Source organism: Sphingomonas ginsenosidimutans (assembly GCF_002374835.1).
Taxonomy (GTDB): Bacteria; Pseudomonadota; Alphaproteobacteria; order Sphingomonadales; family Sphingomonadaceae; genus Sphingomonas; species Sphingomonas ginsenosidimutans.
In genome coordinates this window covers 1-4784 of sequence record NZ_NWVD01000030.1, presented here as the reverse complement: position 1 = coordinate 4784, position 4784 = coordinate 1, and the positions used below count along the sequence as shown (strand labels likewise).

Annotated in this window: 5 protein-coding genes; all 5 read left to right on the top strand. The window is 65.3% G+C overall.

Annotation, left to right across the window (positions count from 1 at the left end; genetic code table 11):
• Positions 1 to 588, top strand: a 588-nt coding sequence (locus COA17_RS18330; protein WP_141397136.1) for an efflux RND transporter permease subunit, incomplete at its 5' end; no start/stop codon positions are given.
• Positions 585 to 1964 (top strand): efflux transporter outer membrane subunit, encoded by a 1380-nt coding sequence (locus COA17_RS18325; RefSeq protein ID WP_084276690.1) that lies wholly within the window; start codon positions 585 to 587, stop codon positions 1962 to 1964. The genes COA17_RS18330 and COA17_RS18325, both read left to right, overlap by 4 nt.
• A 4-nt stretch (positions 1965 to 1968) precedes the next feature.
• A complete protein-coding gene (locus COA17_RS18320) occupies positions 1969 to 2646 on the top strand; it encodes a response regulator transcription factor (protein WP_084276691.1) in 678 nt (225 codons plus the stop codon).
• The gene (locus COA17_RS18315; RefSeq protein ID WP_084276692.1) at positions 2643 to 3971 is read left to right on the top strand and encodes a sensor histidine kinase; all 1329 of its coding nucleotides are present in this window, start codon (positions 2643 to 2645) and stop codon (positions 3969 to 3971) included. The genes COA17_RS18320 and COA17_RS18315 overlap by 4 nt, the downstream gene beginning before the upstream one ends.
• Positions 3972 to 4029: 58 nt before the next feature.
• Positions 4030 to 4515, top strand: a complete 486-nt coding sequence (locus COA17_RS19195; protein ID WP_084276693.1) for an ArsR/SmtB family transcription factor — start codon at positions 4030 to 4032, stop codon at positions 4513 to 4515.
• The last annotated feature ends 269 nt before the right edge of the window (positions 4516 to 4784 follow it).

Here is a 4784-nt window from a genome sequence, read left to right as displayed (position 1 = left end):
ACCGGCTACCACCCTGAAATCCTCGGCGAGTATGCCGCGCTCAAGGAATCGCGCGAACGGCTCTGGACGGTGGGCCTTGCCTGCCTCGTGGGCATCCTGCTGCTCGTCTGGCTCGAGTTCCGCTCTGCCCGGATCACCGCACTGGTCGGCCTCAGCCTGCCCTTCGCGCTGGTCGGCGGCGTCATCGGGGTCGCGCTCACTGGCGGGGTTCTGTCGCTGGGATCGCTGGTTGGCTTTGTAACCGTGATCGGGATTTCGGCGCGGAACGGGATCATGCTGCTCTCGCACTACGATCATCTGCGGCGGTTCGAGGGCGAGGCGTTCGGCCCCGCCCTGATCCTTCGCGGCGCGCAGGAGCGTCTGGTGCCGATCTTGATGACCGCGCTGTGCGCCGGGCTTGCGCTGGTGCCGCTGGTGATCGCGGGCGACAAGCCGGGTCACGAGATTGAGCATCCGATGGCGATCGTCATCCTCGGCGGTCTGATCTCGTCGACCGCACTCAACCTGTTCCTGATGCCCGCGCTCTATGCCCGCTTCGGCAAGGAGCGCCCGGAGCGCGAGCCCGAACTGGCGGAGGCGGTAGCATGAAGCGCTTTGTCCCCGTCGCGGCGCTGATGATGACCGCCTGCGCGACCACGTCCCCGCCTGCGGCAACAAGGGTCGATCGCGCGCTGGCTGCTGGGCCTTTTGCGAGCCTCCCGGTCGCCTCGATCGAGCCGGTGCCCGATGGTTGGTGGCGGCTTTATGATGATCCTGTGCTTGACCGCTTGGTCGAAGCCAGCCTTGCCGCTAACGCCGATCTCAGGGTGGCCTATGCCAATCTCGACGGCGCGCGCGCGGCGCTGCGTCAGGCGCAAGCCGCCCGGCTGCCCCAGACAACGATCGAGAGCAGTCTCGGCATCGACAATCCCGCCAATCAGCCCAGCGCATCGGGCAATGTGCCGACGACCGACTACGATTTGGCAATAACCGCAAGCTGGGATGCGGACCTGTTCGGACGACTCCGTTCGGGAGCTCTGGCCGCCCGCGCCGATGCAGAAGCACAGGCTGCTGCGCTCGATGGGGTAAAGGTCGCGGTCGTCGCCGATACGGTTCTGGCCTATGTCGATCTGTGCGGCGCAACCCGCAGCCTTGCCGTCGCGCAAGAACAGGTCATGCTTCAGAACCGTGCGCTGACAATCACCCGCAGCCAACTGGCGGCAGGCGAGGTCTCCCCGTTGGAAGTCTCGCAGGCAGCCAACCTTGTCGCCACGACTAAGGCGACCATCGCACCGCTGGAAGCAGCGCAGGCCAATGCGCGCTACCGCCTCGCCACGCTGGCAGGTCGTCCGGCGGGAGAGGCGCGCAGCAACCCCGTGACTTGCACCGCGCCGCCGAAACTTCGCACTGCGGCTCCGGTCGGCGATGGAACCGCGCTGCTGCTGCGCCGCCCTGACATCCGTGAAGCCGAACGCCGCCTTGCTGCCGCCACAGCGCGGATCGGCGTGGCGCGTGCCGATCTCTATCCCCGCATCAACCTTGGCGGGGCGCTGGGCCTGTTGAGTGGGGGCCTAGTTGCAACGGGCTCGCCGCTGGTGAGCTGGGCGTTTCCCAATCAGGCCCCGGGCCGCGCGCGGATCGAACAGGCGGAGGCGACCGAGCGGGCAGCGCTGGCCGGATGGGACGTTGCGGTCCTCCGCGCGCTGCGCGATGTGGAGACGGCGCTTGCGGCCTACGATGCCGAAGTGCGCCGCAACCGGGCACTGACCGAGGCCCGCGATGAAGGACGCCTCTATGCCCGACGCGCCGAGGCTCGCGTCCGACTCGGCGATGCGGCACCGCTCTTGCGGATTGACGCCGATCGCACGCTGGCGCAGGCCGAACTATCGCTCGCGCAATCCGAACTCGCGGTAGCACAGGCGCAAGTGGCGCTGTTCCGCGCGCTTGGCGGTGGCTGGCGCAGCGGCGGTGAGCCGCTAGAATGATCGCATGAGAATCCTGATCGTCGAGGACGATACCGATACCAACCAGTTCATCGCCCGCGGCCTTGCCGAACTGGGCCATCAGGTCGTGACCAGCGGCGACGGCCGCGACGGGCTGTTCCATGCAACCGATGGCGGCTTTGATGCCATGGTGGTCGATCGGATGCTGCCCGGGCTGGATGGCCTCGCGCTGGTCAAGGCCCTGCGCGCTGCCGGAAACATGACCCCGGTGCTGATGCTCACGGCGGTCAGCGGGATTGCCGACCGGGTCGAAGGGCTCGAAGCCGGGGCGGACGATTATCTGGTGAAACCCTTCGCCTTTACCGAGCTGGCGGCCCGCCTTCATGCGCTGGGGCGTCGGCCTTCAGCCGCAGCGGAGCCCGCGCGGCTGACGGCAGGCGACATCGTGCTCGATCTGCACCGCCGCACCGTCACGCGTGCAGGCCGCAAGATTGCGCTCCAGCCCCGCGAGTTCACGCTTCTGGCCGAACTGATGCGCAACCCGGGCCGCATCATGACCCGCACCATGCTGCTCGAACGGGTGTGGGATTTCGACTTCGACCCCAAGACCAATATCGTCGAAACCCATCTCAGCCGATTGCGATCCAAGCTCAACGCCGGGTTCGACAGCGACCCGATCGAAACCGTGCGGGGCGCGGGCTATCTCGTCAGGGACGGCGGATGAAACGCTGGTGGCGCGGCACGTTCGGCCTGGTGGCTGCGGTCGCTCTCGGCTTTGCGCTGGCGACGCTGGTGATCGGGGCTGTGGTGTTCGAAACCACCCATGAGGCGCTCGAACTGCAACTCGATCATCGCATCGCCATCGAAACGCAGACGCTGATTGACGAAGGGCAGGACGGGCATGAGGGCGTGGCTGCCGCCATCCGTCGGCGCGAGGCGGCAAGGAGCACGGCGAGCTTGGGCTATCGGCTCGTTGATTCCCAAAACAGACCCGTAGCGGGGTCGCTCGATACGACTGTCCCACCAAAGCCCGGCTATGTCGAACTGCTGCCTTACAAGGTGGACGGCGAGGAGCGGATCGCGCAATCGCTGACCACGGTCCTCCCGGGTGGCTACCGGCTGCTTGTTGGAGCGGATCGCGCCGCCATCGACGAAATGGACAACCGCTTTATCGTGCTGTTCCTGGGTGCCTTCGGGGCGATGCTATTGCTCGGCGTCGGTGCCGCTTGGCTGGTCGGTATCGTCACACGCCGCCGCCTTGCCCGCATCGATCACACGGCTGCTGCGATCATCGCCGGCGATCTGTCTCGGCGCGTGCCCCTGACCGGAAGCGGCGACGAGTTTGATGGCGTGGCCACGACGCTCAACCGGATGCTCGACCGCATCGTCGGGCTGATGGAGAACCTGCGCCAGGTATCCAGCGATGTTGCCCACGACCTGCGCACGCCGCTCACGCGGCTGCAAAACCGGCTCGACGAGGCCTTGCGCGAGCGCAACCCGGAGTTGCAACGCGAGGCCATCGAGGCTGCCGCCGGGGAAGCAGGTGAGTTGCTTGAGGTCTTTTCTGCTTTGCTGCGGATTGCGGAGGTCGAAGGCATGGCCGCCCGTGCGCACTTCCAGCCGGTGAACCTTAGCTTGGTGGTGGCCGACGTGGCGGAGGCGTTCCGACCCTCCATGGAGAATAGCGGCCACCAGCTTGTCACTAGCATTGAACCCAACCTGACCCTGCCCGGCGATCGCAGGCTGCTGCAACAGATGCTCACAAACCTGCTGGACAATGCCTCTCAACATACGCCGAAGGGAACGACGGTCCGCATCGCCATCGACGGCACCCATAATGGCATTCGCCTCGCCGTCACTGATGATGGTCCGGGAGTGAGCGAGAGTGAGGCGCCTAAACTCTTCAATCGCTTCGCACGAGTCGATCGCAGTCGATCAACGCCGGGGCACGGTCTGGGGCTGGCCATGGTTGCGGCAATCGTCGCCGCCCATTCTGGCAAAGCGACCATTGCTGCGCGCCCAGGTTTTAGCGTGAGTATCGAGCTTTGAACTCAGTCACCTCCGGCATAAGCGGACAGCGATAACGCCTCACGGCAAGGCTTTGACGGTGTCGGAACTGGCGCGCGAAGCCGGCCTGACTCTGCAAACAACCAGCGCCCATCTGGTAAAGTTGCAAAACGGCAACCTTGTCATGGCGCGCGAGCAGGGGCGCCACTGCTACTTCCAACTGGCTCCGCCGGGGGTAGCGGCTGTCCTTGAAGCGCTGATGGGCCTTGTCGCGGAACGTGGTCACGTTCGCACGCGCATCGGCCCCCGCGACGAAACCCCCAGGGTGGCAAGGCGGTGCTACAATCACCTTGCCGGGGCGGCGGGTGTCCAGCTGGACGAGAGCCTGACCCAACGCGACTACCTGATCGTGACGAACACCGGGCTGTCGCTGTCGCCACACGGCCGCGCCTTTTCTGAAAGTCTGGGTATCGACCTTTCCAGGCTTTCGGCCCGCCGCCCCCGCTCTGCCGGGAATGCCTCGACTGTAGCGAACGCAAGACCCATCTTGTCGGCAACCTTGGCAAAGCCTTTCTCGATCTGCTGATCGCGCAAAACTGGGTTCTGGCACACGATAACTCGCGGGCGATCACCTTTACGCAAGCTGGAACGAAACAGTTTGATGCCGCGTTCCCACCCTCAGGGTCCAGCCTCGATGACGGGTTGGGATGAGGGAACCTTCCTGATTCACGCGTCAAGTAAGTCGAGGGCCAGGGTCAGGCGCTGATCTGGTTGCCGGACCGCATACCGGTTGGGTTTTGCATAGCACGGCAACAGAAAATCGACACAAGCTCCGTTCCAAGACGGCTGTTCAGA

Coding starts and splice junctions, on each gene's coding strand:
- COA17_RS18325 (WP_084276690.1), top strand. CDS start 585: ATGAAGCGCTTTGTCCCCGTCGCGGCGCTGATGATGACCGCCTGCGCG.
- COA17_RS18320 (WP_084276691.1), top strand. CDS start 1,969: ATGAGAATCCTGATCGTCGAGGACGATACCGATACCAACCAGTTCATC.
- COA17_RS18315 (WP_084276692.1), top strand. CDS start 2,643: ATGAAACGCTGGTGGCGCGGCACGTTCGGCCTGGTGGCTGCGGTCGCT.